The sequence below is a fragment of the Bernardetia sp. MNP-M8 genome, assembly GCF_037126285.1.
In the GTDB taxonomy this organism is placed as follows: domain Bacteria; phylum Bacteroidota; class Bacteroidia; order Cytophagales; family Bernardetiaceae; genus Bernardetia.
On sequence record NZ_CP147012.1, the window covers coordinates 155720 to 170247 of the forward strand.

16 protein-coding genes are annotated in these 14528 nt (G+C 31.2%); 12 read left to right on the forward strand and 4 right to left on the reverse strand.

Annotated elements, in window-relative coordinates:
- Positions 1-94: 94 nt before the first annotated feature.
- The gene (locus tag V9L04_RS00695) at positions 95-556 is read right to left on the reverse strand and encodes a hypothetical protein (protein ID WP_338792133.1); all 462 of its coding nucleotides are present in this window, start codon (positions 554-556) and stop codon (positions 95-97) included.
- A 122-nt stretch (positions 557-678) separates the two neighbouring features.
- Here V9L04_RS00695 and V9L04_RS00700 point away from each other — a divergent pair, with 122 nt between their 5' ends.
- From V9L04_RS00700 to V9L04_RS00730, 7 genes are all read left to right on the forward strand, one after another.
- Positions 679-1611, forward strand: coding sequence for an SEL1-like repeat protein (locus tag V9L04_RS00700; RefSeq protein ID WP_338792134.1), 933 nt, complete (start codon positions 679-681; stop codon positions 1609-1611).
- Positions 1612-1770: 159 nt separating this feature from the next.
- The gene (locus tag V9L04_RS00705; protein WP_338792135.1) at positions 1771-3060 is read left to right on the forward strand and encodes an aspartate kinase; all 1290 of its coding nucleotides are present in this window, start codon (positions 1771-1773) and stop codon (positions 3058-3060) included.
- Between the two features lie 128 nt (positions 3061-3188).
- Positions 3189-3923, forward strand: a complete 735-nt coding sequence (locus V9L04_RS00710) for a tetratricopeptide repeat protein (protein WP_338792136.1) — start codon at positions 3189-3191, stop codon at positions 3921-3923.
- Between the two features lie 170 nt (positions 3924-4093).
- Positions 4094-4429 carry a hypothetical protein gene (locus tag V9L04_RS00715; protein ID WP_338792137.1) on the forward strand — a complete coding sequence of 112 codons (336 nt, stop codon included), beginning with the start codon at positions 4094-4096 and terminating at the stop codon, positions 4427-4429.
- 502 nt (positions 4430-4931) lie between these two features.
- Positions 4932-6077, forward strand: a complete 1146-nt coding sequence (locus V9L04_RS00720) for a DUF6089 family protein (protein WP_338792139.1) — start codon at positions 4932-4934, stop codon at positions 6075-6077.
- A 193-nt stretch (positions 6078-6270) separates the two neighbouring features.
- Complete coding sequence (locus V9L04_RS00725; RefSeq protein WP_338792140.1) at positions 6271-6972, forward strand: DUF6089 family protein; 702 nt, start codon at positions 6271-6273, stop codon at positions 6970-6972.
- A 231-nt stretch (positions 6973-7203) separates the two neighbouring features.
- The gene (locus V9L04_RS00730) at positions 7204-8130 is read left to right on the forward strand and encodes a ribose-phosphate pyrophosphokinase (RefSeq protein ID WP_338792141.1); all 927 of its coding nucleotides are present in this window, start codon (positions 7204-7206) and stop codon (positions 8128-8130) included.
- A 61-nt stretch (positions 8131-8191) separates the two neighbouring features.
- On the opposite strand, the gene V9L04_RS00735 is transcribed toward V9L04_RS00730, so the two are convergent.
- The gene (locus tag V9L04_RS00735; protein WP_338792142.1) at positions 8192-8719 is read right to left on the reverse strand and encodes a hypothetical protein; all 528 of its coding nucleotides are present in this window, start codon (positions 8717-8719) and stop codon (positions 8192-8194) included.
- A 64-nt stretch (positions 8720-8783) separates the two neighbouring features.
- Positions 8784-9404, reverse strand: coding sequence for a hypothetical protein (locus V9L04_RS00740; RefSeq protein WP_338792143.1), 621 nt, complete (start codon positions 9402-9404; stop codon positions 8784-8786).
- 313 nt (positions 9405-9717) lie between these two features.
- On the opposite strand from V9L04_RS00740, the gene V9L04_RS00745 reads away from it, so the two are divergent.
- The 5 genes from V9L04_RS00745 to mltG all read left to right on the forward strand — a co-directional run bounded on the left by V9L04_RS00745 (position 9718) and on the right by mltG (position 13436).
- Positions 9718-10305, forward strand: coding sequence for an RNA polymerase sigma factor (locus V9L04_RS00745; protein WP_338792144.1), 588 nt, complete (start codon positions 9718-9720; stop codon positions 10303-10305).
- A 65-nt stretch (positions 10306-10370) separates the two neighbouring features.
- On the forward strand, positions 10371-10892 hold the full coding sequence (locus tag V9L04_RS00750) for a hypothetical protein (RefSeq protein ID WP_338792145.1): 522 nt from the start codon (positions 10371-10373) through the stop codon (positions 10890-10892).
- A gap of 53 nt (positions 10893-10945) precedes the next feature.
- The gene (locus V9L04_RS00755; RefSeq protein ID WP_338792146.1) at positions 10946-11425 is read left to right on the forward strand and encodes a hypothetical protein; all 480 of its coding nucleotides are present in this window, start codon (positions 10946-10948) and stop codon (positions 11423-11425) included.
- A gap of 379 nt (positions 11426-11804) precedes the next feature.
- Positions 11805-12296, forward strand: a complete 492-nt coding sequence (locus V9L04_RS00760; RefSeq protein ID WP_338792147.1) for a YcxB family protein — start codon at positions 11805-11807, stop codon at positions 12294-12296.
- A gap of 60 nt (positions 12297-12356) precedes the next feature.
- Positions 12357-13436, forward strand: coding sequence for an endolytic transglycosylase MltG (gene mltG / locus V9L04_RS00765; protein WP_338792148.1), 1080 nt, complete (start codon positions 12357-12359; stop codon positions 13434-13436).
- 108 nt (positions 13437-13544) lie between these two features.
- Here mltG and V9L04_RS00770 read toward each other — a convergent pair whose 3' ends face one another.
- Entirely contained in the window at positions 13545-14411 is an 867-nt protein-coding gene (locus V9L04_RS00770; protein WP_338792149.1) for a hypothetical protein, read from the reverse strand.
- Positions 14412-14528: the final 117 nt, after the last annotated feature.

Here is a 14528-nt window from a genome sequence, read left to right on the forward strand (position 1 = left end):
TTCTGAAATATTTTTTAAACATAGAGAAATTAAAATGAGAAATACATTTTGACTACAGAGAGAAAAGAGGAAAAAGAGAATTAAAAAAATAAAATCAACTCAAATTTGAGAGTATTTTATCTAAAATTAGTTCAAATTCATCGTATTCATTGATTTTTGTGATATGAGAATAATGCGCTGTTTCTGTTTTAATGGTTATTAATAGAGTATCTAGATTTGTTGCTACTTTTCTTTTCTGTTCTAACAATTCCTTCTCTACTTTAGATGTCCAATTATTATCATTCTTCATCTGAGTTTCTAGTCTTTTTAAATTTAAATTCAGAAGTCTATGGCTAATCATCTTACTAAAACCAAAACAAATTATTACAGAACTAAAGTCATTGAAATTTGAATTTTCTTTCAGAACAAGATCTTCAAGTGCCGTATGTGGATAGAAAAGTTGATCACAACCTTTAGATTTTAACCATTCTAAAGTAGGAACAGTAAAATTTATTCTATGATCTGATTGATTTCGCTCTATAATTTTATCCCAAGATTCTTTTTTTTTATGGTTCATAATTGAAGATGTTTGAAAATTGAAATCTAAATTTACTCAATTCTCTATACTTTCTTAAAATACTTGCCTAATACTATACTACTTCGTTTCTTTGCATTTCACTTTTACTAAAAGACACATATATGAGACAATTATTCAGAATTATATTTTTGTTGGTTATTATTTTTTCAACAAACAATGTTTTTGCACAAACTGATTGGACACAAAGAACAGAAATACAGAAAAAACAACTTATCCAAGAATGGATAAATACAAAAAACAAAACAGATTCTATATTAAATAACTTAGGATATGCTTATTCGAAGGGAATAGGAATAGAACAGGATTATAAAAAAGCATTTGAATATTATGAAAAAGCTGTACAGAAAAATTTTGCTTTAGCTTATAACAACTTGGGAAATATGTATAAGGAAGGAAACTATGTAGAAAAAAATTTGGAAAAAGCCTTAATTTATATTCAAAAAGCTGCTTCTAACAATGAAAAATATGGAATGACTAATCTAGCAGGCATGTATGAAGAAGGAATAGGAGTACAACAGAATATAGATAGTGCTATTTTTTGGTACGAAAAAGCTGTAAAATTAAATCACATTCCTGCTCTAAATAATTTAGGTTCAATTTATTTAGCAGATACAACCAAACAAGATTTTGACAAAGCACGCTACTATTTTGAAATCTGTGCAGAAGAAAATGAACCTATGGCAATGCTTAATTTGCTTCAAATGTATAAAAATGGATTAGGTGTAGAGAAAGATTACACTAAAGCTATGAAATATGCTGAAAAAGCAGCTTTATTAGGCAACCCAATTGGCTTTTTTGAGTATGGAAATTTTTATTGTAATGGAGAAGGAGTTAAAAAAGATATGTCGACGGCATTGCAATTATATGAAGAAGCATCTAAAAGAGGTTATACATTAGCTCAAATAAATGTCGCTTATATGTATGAAACTGCGCAAGGAACTGAAAAAAATATGGAAAAAGCTATTTTTTGGTATAAAGAAGCTGCAAAAACAGGAAACGAATATGCAATAAAACGCTTGAAAGAATTAGAATAAAGTTTAAAAAATTGCCTAAGTGTTTTCTAGTTTGTTACTTTGTACTTCATTTTTATAAAAGACTAAAACCTCAAAACACATATACAGCTCATTTTAAACATTTCAATTTTTCTTATTTTATAATTTTAATAAACGCCACAAAAAAGCGTTTGTACATTTATGTTACATGTATTCAAATTTGGTGGTGCGTCTGTGAAAGATGCCCCTGCTGTCAGAAATGTAAGTAATATTTTACGTTCATTCATTGACAAAAAAGATAAACTCGTTATTGTTGTTTCTGCTATGGGCAAGACAACAAACCACTTGGAAGATATTTTTAAGGCAGCCAAATCGAAACCCAAACATGAGAAAAATGATGAATGTGAACGCATTTTAAAACAAATTGAAGACTATCATTATGCTCTTGCAGACGAACTTTTTGATGGAGAGCGTGAAAAAATTGTCTATAAAATTCTCCAAAAATATATTTTTCAGCTTTCAGCAACCTTAAAAGATGACGAACCTAATTGGGATAAACATTACGACCAAGTAATCTGTTTTGGAGAACTTATGTCTTCGGCTATCGTTTCCGAATATCTCAAAATGCAACATGATGATAAATGTCTGTGGGTAGATGCTCGTCGTTTTGTTCAGACCAATGAACGTTGGAGAGAAGGACAAATTGATTGGGAATGGTCAGAACAACTCATTAGAACCGAACTTTTGCCCATGTTAGAACAGCGTTTTGTCTTGACACAAGGTTTTATTGGTGGAACAATTGGTGGAAAAACGACTACTTTAGGACGTGAAGGTTCAGATTTTACGGCTGCTGTTTTTGCCTATTGTTTGCAAGCAGATGGGGTTACAATTTGGAAAGATGTTTCTGGAATTTTGAATGCTGACCCAAAAAGAATTAAAAATACTCGCCTTTTTGAGCAGATTAATTATTCTGATGCTGCCGAAATGACGTATTATGGAGCAACAGTTATTCACCCAAAAACTATCCGTCCGTTGGCTGCAAAAGGAATTCCTTTGTATGTTCGTTCGTTTCTAAACGCAGACGTAGAAGGAACAAAGATTGGAAATTTTCCTACTCAGCCTTCCATTCCTTCAATTATTGTAAAAGGAAATCAGAGCATGTTTGTTTTTAAGGCTAAAGATTTGGCTGCCATTAATGAGCGAAACCAACTGGCTTATATTCACTCTGAACTAAACCGTTATAATATCAAAATCAATTTATTACAAGTTTCTGCTACTTCTTTTTCTGTTTGTACAGATAATGATGAGCGAAAATTAGCTTCTTTAAAAGAATCTTTAAGTAATGATTTTGAGCTAGATAATTTGGATAATTTAGAACTGATTACAGTCAAAAATTATGATACTGAAACACTTAACAACTTCACAGGACTTGGAAATGCACTTGTTGCACAGCGTTCGGAAGATGTTTTTCAAGTTGTGGTTAGTAAGTAAATTATTTTTGATTAAAAGCACAAAGTATTCTTTGCCTCAAACAAAAAGTGGTTATTGCAGAATAACCACTTTTTTTTGCTTAAATTTGCACTCCATTTGAAATTATTTATTGAATCATTATTCATTTTATGCAGCCACAAGAAATTCCAGCATCTTATAATGAGGCATGTAAAGCCTACGAAACAAGAAAATACGATATTGCTTTAGAAAAATTAGAAATTACTCTGACGGAAAGTCCAGACTTTGCACCTGCTTTTTATATAAAAGGACTTACCTATATGCAACTTCAAGATTGGAGAAATGCGTATGATAATTTTAAAGCCTATTCCCAAATTACACCTGAAAAGGGAGACACCTATTTGAATATGGGAACAGCAATGCTAAATATGAAACAGCCAAGAACAGCTGTTTCTTATTTTGATTTTGCTCTGTCTTTAAGAATGACTGAGAATCGACCAGAGAGAGCGCACTTAAATAAAGCTTTAGCATTCCGACAAATAAATGATAATGAAAAAGCTCTAGAATCATTTGAAGCTGCTCTAAAAATACATCCTCATTTTGATGATGCCTTGCTAGAAATGGCTAAGTTACAGTTAGATTTAGATAAAAATGAAGAAGCAATTATCTACTATCAAAGAGTAGTTGATTTACCAAAACAGCGTAGGAGTTTTCCTCTTTGGGAAGCTTGGGTAGGTTTGGCAATTGCACAATCTGAACTCAAACAGTTTTCAAAGGCTCTCATTTCAATAGAGGAAGCCGTTGAATTACAACCTAATACTATCGGTTTTTTCAAATCAAATGAGTCATTTAATTCACTAAGAGAAAGTGAATATAATAATGATTTTGAAAACATTCTGAGCTAGATTTATGATGCCGTAATGATAAGATAATATAAGTTAAAGGGAATGACTCAAATTTATGAAGTCATTTCCTTTTTTTGTTCACTTTTCAGTAAAAAGAATAAACAATTTTTAACTGTACTCGTTTAAAACAGCAAAGAATCACATTTTTTAATCTAACTTATTTTTATACGATGGCTCAAGATAAAGTAAAAAGCAAGAACACACTTAAAGCAATTAACTCTACTGTGAATACAATAGAATCAGTAGTGCGTTTCCTACCAGGAGATTTGCATCACCAACCCATGTATGAGGCTAGTTTTGGTGGGGTTGCTGCTGTAATAGGTGGACTTTCTATGGGAGAAGCACTTCTTCGAAAAGACGCTTTTAAACAAGGAAATCGCTTAAATACGGCTATTATTGTTACTTTAGGGATAGCCAGTGTTTTGCAAGGAATGAAAAAAATGAAACAAGCCTACGCCAAAAAAACAGGACAATATGATTTAGTGGCAGAAGAAATGGCTGATTAATTTTTATTAAAAAAGCTATAGCTAATTAAAATTCTTATTTGCTTTATTATAAAGAGCAGATAAGAATTTTTCTATATTTGAGGATTTGTAAAAATAAATTCTGCTTCCTCTAAAATTTAACATAGTATTTACCCTTATTTTTTTATTTTTGTAAGTGATAGCATAATTTTTGCGTATTTTTGTGAGAATAATAGCTTTACTACTTTTTTATATAGTTGATTTATAAAAAAATACTAATTTTAAGAAAGGAAGATAAAATTTTTTGAGTTTTTTTGAGTTTATTTAATAGGTAATCTACTTATTTCATCAAAACTCTTGGTAAAATTTTGAAAATACAGTATTGTTTTTCAACTTAGTTAATCAATAGTTATCAGACTAGTTAAATTAAACTTTGATTCCTTAATCAACTTCCATAAATTTGATATTCTAAAAATTGCTCTATACATCTGTCTTGCTTTTTAGTTAATTACTAATTTATAGCTTGCCTTAAAAACTCGTTTCTATGAAAAAAATTCTTTTTACATTATTATTTACCTTACTTGGAATAGCTTTTTTAGCAACTGAAGAAGTTCAGGCACAGGTAGGAAATAAATATTACTACAAAAAAACAACTCCTCGTAGAGGACCTCATAACCATCAATGGGTTTGGACAAAGCGTCGCCAATATGTAAGTGTTGGTTTGAATGTTAATTCAATGAATTATTTTGGTGATATTGTACCTAAGCCTAACTTTTGGAGTACAGATTTACGTTTTACTCGTCCAAATATTGGAATATTCGTTGAGAAAAAATTTCGCCCACAATTTTCAGCTCGTTTAGGACTGAATTGGGGAAGACTTTTGAGTTACGACTCAGAAACTGCTGATCCGACTGATGGACACGATTTTTTCCGTTATATTCGTAATGCTCATTTCAGAAACGATATTTTCGAACTCAATACTACTTTTCGTTGGGACTTGATGAGTAGTGAGCTTTTAAATAAAGAATTTTATCAAAGACCAAAGCAATTTGTACCTTATGTAATGGGTGGATTGGCTGTATTTTATCATGCTCCTAAAGCAAAAGCTCCTGAAACTAAAATTGGAGGAGGTTCTCCAGACTGGGGTGCAGGCGAATGGACAGACCTACAACCTCTTGGTACAGAAGGACAAGGACGTAATTATGTAAATAATAGTGGAGATACTGTTGCTTTAGGTAATAAATATTCTAAAGTTCAGATTGCCATTCCTCTTGGATTTGGTATTCGTAAAAAATTATCTAATCGTATAGACATTGCTTTTGAGTTTTCTTATCGTTTCTTACTTACAGATTATTTAGATGATGTAAGTCGTAACTATTTAGATTTAGGAGTTTTTGGAGATGATGAACTTGCAAAAGCATTTCATGACCGTTCTTTAGAAGGAGACAGAGAGGCAATATTAAAAGAGATGGCTAGTAGAGGAGAATTAGTTAGATTACTTGATCCTTACTCTTATACAGGAATAGATGGAACTCGTTATAATACTTTTGATGGCTTTGGTAGTGATCCCTATTCAACCCCAAGTATCCGTGGAAATCAAAATGATAATGATGTTTATATGCTTACAGGATTTCATTTGATTTATATCATTCCTCCTCATGGAGTGCGTTGTCCTGTTCGTTTTAAATAATGAATAAAAAAAGATAAAACATAAAAAGGAGTTTCCTCAAAAGTGTGCAAGAATTTTGTTCTTGTACGCTTTTTTTATGAGCTTTTTTAGATATTTCTAGTAAATGGCTATAAATTTGTTAATTAACTAAAAATAAAATTGTTTACAGAAACGTTGTTCTAATCAATAAAAATAAATTTTCTTTATGAAAAATATGAATTATAAATTTATTCTCTTCCTTGTCTTCTTTTCAATTCTTTCAGTTGCAGCTTCTCAAGCTCAAGACATAGAATTTGGTTTTGGAGCAGGAGTTGCAAATTATACAGGAGATATTTCTCCTTCTTACAAACTACAAAATGCCCGTCCAGCAGGAGAAATTTTTGTTCGTTATAATCCAAGTCCTGCTTTTTCTTTGCGTTTTGGCGCAATGATAGGAGTAATCAAGGCAGATGAAACTAAATCGGATGATCCTTTTTCTCAAAGAAGATTAGCTCAGTTTGTAGGAACTGTATATGAGGCATCAGCAAGAATGGAATATAATTTTAGAGATTATAGAGCAATGAGTGAACTCAACCGTCTTTCACCTTATGTATTTTTTGGGGGTTCGGTAGCACATATTGCTGTAAATAGTAATTATTTTGATAATCAACCTAATGCGTTAGAAATTGCTTTGCCTATCGGTGTAGGATTAAAATATATGTTGGCTCATAATTATAATCTAGGATTTGAGTTTGGAGCAAGACCTACTTTTACAGATGCTATTGATGGAATGCTTCAAGATGATACTATAGATAATGTTAGTAATGTAGGTAAATTTCAAATGACTAATTTGTTTACTAAAGACATGTATTACTACACAGGAATTTCTCTCAGCTTTACAATAAATAGAGTCGTTTGTCCGACAGAATTTAGATAAATTTTGCAACAAAACTTTTAAGTTTAAAAAATAAGAACTTCTGTAACACTTTCTATAAAAAGAGAGTGTTATTTTTTTTGATAAAATAAATCAGATAAAAAGCTGAAAATAAAGGTATAATACTCAAATGAAGCTAAAAATATAAAATAAAATGACTTTTGATTTGAATTTGCTAACTAGTGTAGTTATTTTTGTCTTAAATCTTTTTCTATACTTCTTGTTCCTACTTCTATGAATTCTGTCAAACTCTTTGCTGGTTCAGCTTCTCGTTATTTAGCCGAAAAAATTGCACACTCCTATGGAAAACCTTTAGGACAACACAATATTCAAATTTTTAGTGATGGCGAAATGTGTCCTAATTATAGCGAATCTATTCGTGGTGCAGATGTTTTTATTATTCAATCGACCTTTCCTCCTGCTGACAATCTGATGGAGCTTTTACTGATGATTGATGCTGCAAAGCGTGCTTCGGCTGGTTCGGTTACGGTTGTGATGCCTTATTTTGGGTATGCTCGTCAAGATAGAAAGGATAAACCTCGTGTGGCTATTGGTGCAAAACTGGTAGCCAATCTTATTTCTGCTGCTGGCGCAACTCGTATTATGACTTGTGATTTACATGCAGGACAAATTCAGGGCTTTTTTGATATTCCTGTCGATCATTTATATGCAACAGCTATTTTCATTCCTTATATCGAATCTCTTAATATTGAGAATCTAGTTTTTGCTTCACCTGATGTAGGAGGAGTTGCTAGAGCTAGAAGCTATGCTTCACAATTTCATGCTGATATGGTCGTTTGTGACAAACACCGAAAAAGAGCTAATGAAATTGCTTCTATGCAAGTGATTGGAGATGTAGAGGGTGCAAATGTAATAATTGTAGATGACCTGATTGATACAGCAGGAACAATTTCAAAAGCAGCTCAAGTTTTGCTTGATAATGGTGCTGTTTCTGTACGTGCTATTGCTACACACCCTGTTTTGTCTGGAAAGGCGTATGAAAATATTAATAACTCTCCACTTTTAGAACTAGCTGTAATGGATACTATTCCATTAAAAGAAAAATCAGATAAGATAAAAGTATTATCTGTGGCTGAACTTTTTGCGAAGGCTATTCGTAAGATTCACGATCAAGAATCTATTAGTACATTGTTTATCTAAAAAAGAAAAACCTTATTTCATTTTGTTGAAATAAGGTTTTTTTCATTAAATGCCAGTTTGCTTATAGCCCAGATGTCTGATTACCGCCAGTCATTGTAGCCTGATTATAAAGCAAGTCGTGGTCATAATATTTTTTGGTACGACCAATATAAGGCTCTAAATGAATATCTGGATGTTGTGTATAATATCCGTGTAATAAATATTCATAGTCCATGTGAACATCAGAACCATCATAACGAGGATAGTTTACAAATGCTTCTGCATCGATAGAATCCACGTTTACTGTTTTGGCATCATGATTAAGTTTTGCAAGTCCAATAGGAACAAGAATATACAAGTGTGTATCTCCTTCATTGCACATACTTTGTTCTATTTCAATATCTAGATAGAGAACTCTCTCTAGTTCCTTTGATGCTATAAGTCCTCTTACTTTTCCAAGTTCTAGCCTACCATCTGCAAATACTTTCCAATCTTGTACGTTATCATAGCCGTCAGCTACTTTATAACTATCTAAATCTTCTAGACGTTCTAGAGTAATTTCTTCGTGAAAATCCGTAGTATCTACGGTAGTGTTTTTGTTGTATTCCATAATAAAAATAAAGTTTAAAAAATGAGGTAATATTTTGAAAAGCTATAATCTAAGCTAATATAGCTTACTCCATAGCTATTTTCTTCATCACACTGGCTGCTTTATCAATAAAATCTTTTACATCAGCTTTTTGTTCTAATGTCAAAGTATTTGGATCAATATCTTTTGCTTCTTTCTTTAGGCTCTCATTTGTAGAACCATCAGTAAGTTGATTCAATGCTCCACTGACTTGCAAAAATGCGTTTCTGATATGATCAGCGTGATCAGTTTCTTTCCAATTTTTTTGGATTTCATCGGCTGCTGTATCTAAATTTTTATGTAAATTTTCTACATTCATTTGGTCAGCCATTCCTTTTTTATTGGCAAGAGCTTCCAAAGCATCTCCCATGTGGCGAAGCGCATTTGCTGTATATTCGTGATGAATATCCATTTGTGCATCTGTGTAATCATTTTCTTCGTTTGCAAACATCACAAAAGTGTTTACTTCTGCTGGAAGTGTTGTTGTCTCTGTGGTATTTTCTTCAGGAAGAATTTCGTTTTCAGGTACTTCATTAGCTACTACTTCTGTTTCTGTTTCATTAATTTGGAATCCAAAATAAATACCTGCTCCAATTAGTAAAAGTAGCAAAAGACCTAATAACCAAGGAATAATCGGGGTTTTCTTTTCAATTTTAATTTCTGCCATAATAGTGTATAGTTTAAAAAGTTTAGTTTAAAAAATGAATATCAATAGTTTGGTATTCTTACTTCTATAACAAAGGCAATTATATTTTGTTTGAAAAAATATATTTTAACTTGAATTCTTTATATATCTAGTTCCTAAAATAATCGGTAAAACTTCTTTATTTCAATTATTACAAATTTTTATTCAATAGAATTAAACCTTTGCTTTATTTTACGGTCTAAGTATAAAAGCCAAACACGAAATATATTGTAAAATATAACTTCGTTAGTTCATAATTCTAAATACTAATCTATTTATATTAATCTATTTTTCTTTGTCAGAAGCAGCTCAACCTAGTCAGACAGAACAAGAACAAAAGTGGATTCAGCAATTACAGCATCCACAAACGACTTCGAAAGAACGCACAATTGCCTTTGATGGAATTATGCGCCTTCACCGACGAGCCATTTATTCTCATATCAGAAAAATGGTTATTGATGCTGATGATACAGATGATTTGTTACAAGAAACATTTGTAAAAGTGTGGAAAAACATAGATAAATTTAAAAATGAATCTAAACTATATACTTGGATTTATAGAATAGCGACCAATGAAACATTACGTTTTTTGGAGAGAAAAAAGAAAAAACAAGGACTTCCAATGAATGAAACATCAGAACAACTTATGCAGAACTTAGAAAGTGATGAACAGTTTTCAGGAGAAGAAGTACAGTTAATTCTTCAAAAAGCAATTCTGACTTTACCTGACAAACAGCGTTTGGTTTTTAATATGAAGTATTTTGATGAAATGAAATATGAAGATATTTCAGAAATAGTAGATACTTCTGTCGGAGCTTTGAAAGCCTCCTATCATTTGGCAACAAAAAAAATTGAAGCCTATTTAAAAGAAAATTATCAGTAAGCAAATAAAATATAGAATACGCTTTAGCTTGTTTAAAAATACTCAAAATATAACCTAGCATTACAATGAAATTAGAAGACATACCCAAAAAACAGCCTTTTCAGATGCCTAATGAAGCGCATTTTGATAGTATTTCTAGTAAAATTTATGCTCAGCTAGAAAAAGAGGATGAAAATCAGAATTTGATTGAAATAAATAAAGAAAATAAATCAGCTTCTCTTGATTCTCAAAAAACTAAAAGTAGTAGTCTTTGGATTAAACCTCAAATTATGGGAATTGCTGCGACATTACTTTTACTGTTTGTTGCACTAGCAGGCATCTATACTTATTCTAATAAATCAAATATGGATAAAGCTCAAACAAATTTAGCTCTAGAAAATACTCAAAATTCAGAAGTAGATTTTTCAAAAATTTCAACTGAACAAATCAATGACTTTTTATTAGATGAAGATATTTCTGAAACTGAATTGGTTAGTTTTATTCCTCAAAATTCTAGTTTAGAAATAAATAATGTTTTTAAAGACTCTGATTTGAATTCTATTGATGCTGAATCATTAGATTTGATGTTGGAAGAAGAATATCTTTAAATATAAACTATGAATTACAATCCGAAATAAAAAACCACTCAAAATCAAAATCTATGAAAAATCAATTCTATATAGCATCTCTATTTTTTCTCTTTTTATCTGTTTCTGCTTTTGCTCAAAAAGGCAGAGGTGGAGGAGATGATCAAATGAGTGAACAATTAAAAGCAATGCGAGTAGCTATGATTACTCAAAACCTTAACCTGTCTTCGGATGAAGCAGCCAAATTTTTTCCTATTTACAATGAATATTCAACAAAAAGGGAAAACATCAAAAAACAACTTAAACAAAATAGAAGAGAAAGTAAAAATCTTACAGGAGCAAAACTAGAAACCTCTTTCAAAAAGTCATTTGAGTTACGTGAACAAGAACTAGTTTTAGATAAACTCTACTTCGAAAAATTCAAAACTGTTATTCCAGTAGAAAAAATAATGGAATTATATAGAACAGAAAGGCAGTTTAGAAGAATGCTTTTAAAAGAACTTTCCAAACGAGGAGGAGGACATCATCGACCTGATGACGATGATGAAAATTAGGATTTATTGTACCACTATCTATCAAAAACCACTTATTTCAAAGCATTGAGATAAGTGGTTTTTTGTTTTATAGGAAGGAGAAAATTGACAAAAATACTTTGTGGTATAGAATCATAAACAGGATGTAAATACTCTTTGATTTAGTAAAAAGAAGATTTTATTCTTCAACGAATTTACTTTTGTTGAAGTCCTAATTTATAGATTTGTTGATTTAGTTATGCTAAAACATCAGAAAAAGCTATATAATTAAATTTATTTACCTATAACTAGTTACTATTTACTGATAACTGGTAACTGATTTAGATTATTTTCCTTAATTTTGCAATCAAATTAAAATAGTAATTCAACTCACAAAAAATTCACTACGAATTCATTTTTTATGATTGTCAAAACAAAAAAATATAAAATAGATCCAGATATTTACGTTAAAATTTCATTTGTAAATGCCCTCAAACAGTGGTGGTGGGTTTGGTTTATTCCTCCTGCTATTTTTCTCATCTTCCTTGCTTTTGGTTTGTGGAGTTGGGGATTAGGTGTTGCACTTGTTCTTTCAGGTTTGTATCTTCTTTTTTGGTATATCCAGTTTAAAGGACTTACGATGCACGAAAAATCTAAACCTCTCTTTGACAAATATGCGTATGACATTAATAGCCAGCGCATTATGATGATGGTGGATGCAAAAAGAGGTTCAGAAATAAAATGGGACAAAATTATTAAAGTAGAAAAGAGAGAAGACGCTTTTGTTCTTTATCTTTCAAAATATGAATTTTTGTATTTTCCTTTTACTATATTCAAATCTGAAAACGAAATAAAATTTGTAGAAACAGTTATCCGTCGCAAAGGTTATTTGAATACAGAGATTAAAAAATAATTATAGAAAAAAGCCCCTAATGGTTTCTGAAAACCCTTAGGGACTAAATTATATATCAAAATGGCTAATTCAAAAAAAGAAAATTCTAAAGGCAAAATCAGTCTGAAATACAAAATATTTTTAGGGATTTTTGCAGGCTTATCTGTCTTTGCTATTGCTACAAGTTATTATATTTATCAAATGGCTTATACACCTTCTGTTCTGACACAGAAAGGAGCAGAGCAAAAATACTTATATATTCCAAAAGGAATGAGTTATGATCAACTTGCTAAACAACTTCGTGAAGATGGAACAATTCAACATCCTGTTGCTTTTGGTGTCTTCTCAAAATGGCTCAATTATGTTGATAATGTAAAAGCAGGTCGTTATATTCTTACTCCAAAAATGAATACGATTGATTTTGTGCGTCAGCTTCGTTCTGGAAATCAAGCTCCTGTAAATGTTACTTTCAATGAAAACTTACGTTTTTTACCCGAGTTAGCAGGAAAAATAACAAACAATTTAGAAATTGATTCGGCAGAGTTTGCAACGTATTTACTTGATGAGAATACAGCCAAAGAATTTGGTTTTGATAAGGACAATTTCATTTCTATGTTTTTACCAAATACGTATGAAATGTATTGGACAGATTCGAAGGAAGAAGTTGTAGAAAGAATGAAAAAAGAGTATGATAAATTTTGGACAGACGAGAGAAAAGAACTAGCTAAAGCTCAAGGACTCTCTCAAAAAGAAGTGGCTATTTTGGCTTCTATCGTTGATGCAGAGACTCGTTATGCTGACGAAAAACCTCGTGTTGCTGGTGTATATCTCAATCGTTTGGAAAAAGAAATGTTACTTCAAGCTGACCCAACACTTGTTTTTGCTCACAATGATTTTACTATAAAAAGGGTTTTAAATTCTCACAAAGAAATAGAATCTCCTTTTAATACTTATAAATATGTAGGTTTGCCACCTTCTCCGATTCGTTTGCCTTCTATTGCTGGTCTGAATGCTGTTTTAAAACCTGAAAATCATGAATATATTTTCTTTTGTGCAAAAGAAGATTTATCTGGTTATCATGCCTTTGCAAAAACGAATGCAGAACATGAAGCAAATGCAAGACGTTATCATAATGCTTTAAATGCTAGAGGGATAAAATAAAGAATTTTCTTAAAAAATATTTCTATAAAAAAGCCTTTCAGAATCTATATACTATTTATATAATTCTGAAAGGTTTTTTTGATAAAACTAAATTCGAAAACAACTTATTTATTCTGCTGCTGTTTCTGTCTCTATTTCTACTTTAGGAGTAGCAATATCTTCTTTACAGTTATCTAACATAGCTTGGAACATTCCAATAATATCAGTAAGTTCATTTAAGAAGAAACGATGTGGATGAATTTGGATAGTGTCACCCTCTAAACGTAAGAAAAGCCATTGTTCCCCTGTGGTTACACAACCATAAATAGTAGTGATGTGATTGTCTTCACGCTCGTTAAAAATATCTGCTGCAATCATTTGAGCCACACATTTTCCTAAACCTAAATCAAGATTATTTTTGTAGGCTTGAACAATTGACATTACAGGTGAAGAAATAGAGTACGATTCTGCTCCCATCGATAAAATAATATCAGAAGGACCTGCTAAACCTTCACGAGGCTCTACATTAAAATATTCTCCTGAATAAATCGTAAACATACGTTCAGTACGTTTGCGAAGTTCCAAAAGAACAGGCATCAAAATAAATTCTGTACGTGCTTTTTCTGTCTTGATTGGCAAATCTGCCGTTATTTCCATTGTTTGTTTTAACCATTCACTTGGCTCAACTGGAGTAATGCCTTCAAATAAATCTTTTTGTACTTCATTGAGATTAAAACGTCTTTTTATACGATCAAAACTAAATTTGTTATAATTCAAAAACTCTCTTTTATTATAACGAGAATAGTTATTATGTCCTCCATTGTTATTGTAATTAGAATTATGTCCATTACCAGAACGCTCATTGTGGTTAGAATTATGATTTGAGCCTTGGTAACCTCCATTATTGTTAGAGGTGCGTGAGTTGGAATATGAGGACTGTTGATGTGAATCTTCTTCTTGGTTTCTTGAACGATTTGGGTACTTAGGTGTTTTCATTATTATTTGTTCGATATAAATACTATTACTATTGAAAGTAAACTAAATTGATTAAAATTACTATATAAAATAAACTTAAATTAAGCTGATAGGCTTCTTCTTTTAACTACATGTTCT